At 39.3% G+C, this 1,098-nt stretch carries 1 protein-coding gene; it reads right to left on the reverse strand.

Features of this window, described 5'->3' with window-relative positions; all coding sequences use genetic code 11:
• Positions 1 to 179: 179 nt before the first annotated feature.
• Complete coding sequence (locus tag GY937_21720; GenBank protein ID MCP5059331.1) at positions 180 to 512, reverse strand: hypothetical protein; 333 nt, start codon at positions 510 to 512, stop codon at positions 180 to 182.
• Positions 513 to 1,098 lie beyond the last annotated feature (586 nt).

Raw genomic sequence — 1,098 nt, forward strand, 5'->3', positions numbered from 1 at the left:
CTCGTTCACGTAGGTTAATTCGATCGTTTTGTTCGAATTTGGTATTTTTTGCGTTTGCAATAAGGTTGTCGAGGGCTGGCTGGTCATTTTTAGCGTAATTATTGTAATTGTTGGCAGTAGTAGCGTAACGTTGATAAATAGTATGCACGTTCAAAGCTTTTATGGCCATCTATAAGCTTTTATGGCCAATCTATTTCCATTAAAATATCCTTTCTTCTGTTTTTGTTGGTCTTTGGCGCCGCATCTGGTTCTATTAAAATATGCTCTTCGGCAATCAACGGTTGGCGTTTAGGCACAAATATTTCCGCGCTTTTCGGTAATTGTTTCAGTTTTCGCATGACAATAGCTCTGACCGAGGGTCTTTGGCTTTTTTGATGTTTATGCAGTCGAACACATTGTTGCGCTAGCTTAATAATAAAATCATCGCCATATATAGTAACCGCTCTGTTGATGACGGGTGTATAAAAACGTGCAGTGCACAATATTCTTCTGATTTTCTTCGTAGCTTCCATGATTAACTATGCAAACCGTTTCTACCCATATATACAGTATTATGATCCCCAAGGCATAGTTGGTGTGGTCCTATATACGAATTTGTCGACGATTATCGTATACGGTTGAGGAATGTCTATTTTTGACCCGTCGTTTGAGACGAAACCAAATTCTGTTATATTACTAACATAAAACAACTCGTGGCTCGCGTACCAAACATAATCGGAGTGCGGTTTTACGTTAATTATGGCGGTTAATTTATCCCCCGCATATGCAAACAGAACCCTCGTGTCATTTAATAGAGGCTGACCGGTTGTTAGACTTTGATTTAAAAAACGTGCAGGTAATTTTAATTTCTCTCTTAGTGTTTCACTTAAGAAAAGACGATCGATCACACTCGTGTTCATAATGGCCACAACTTGTTGATTACTGTTCAAGTCGAACCGTAGGTATTTCTCCAGCGCTACAAAATGAGGTAACTTCCCCGCGCGTCTTTCTTGATGATAGCGTGAAAAATAGCGCTTATAGGCCATCAATTGGCGGCCAACAATTTTAGACCCTTCATTTCTTAGTAATAAATTGATCGTTTCCAACATTTCCTCAACC

The organism is bacterium, from assembly GCA_024228115.1.
In the GTDB taxonomy this organism is placed as follows: domain Bacteria; phylum Myxococcota_A; class UBA9160; order UBA9160; family UBA6930.

What these genes read in the sequence shown, in the direction of transcription:
- GY937_21720 (MCP5059331.1), bottom strand. Translation starts at nt 512, where the DNA reads ATGGAAGCTACGAAGAAAATCAGAAGAATATTGTGCACTGCACGTTTT.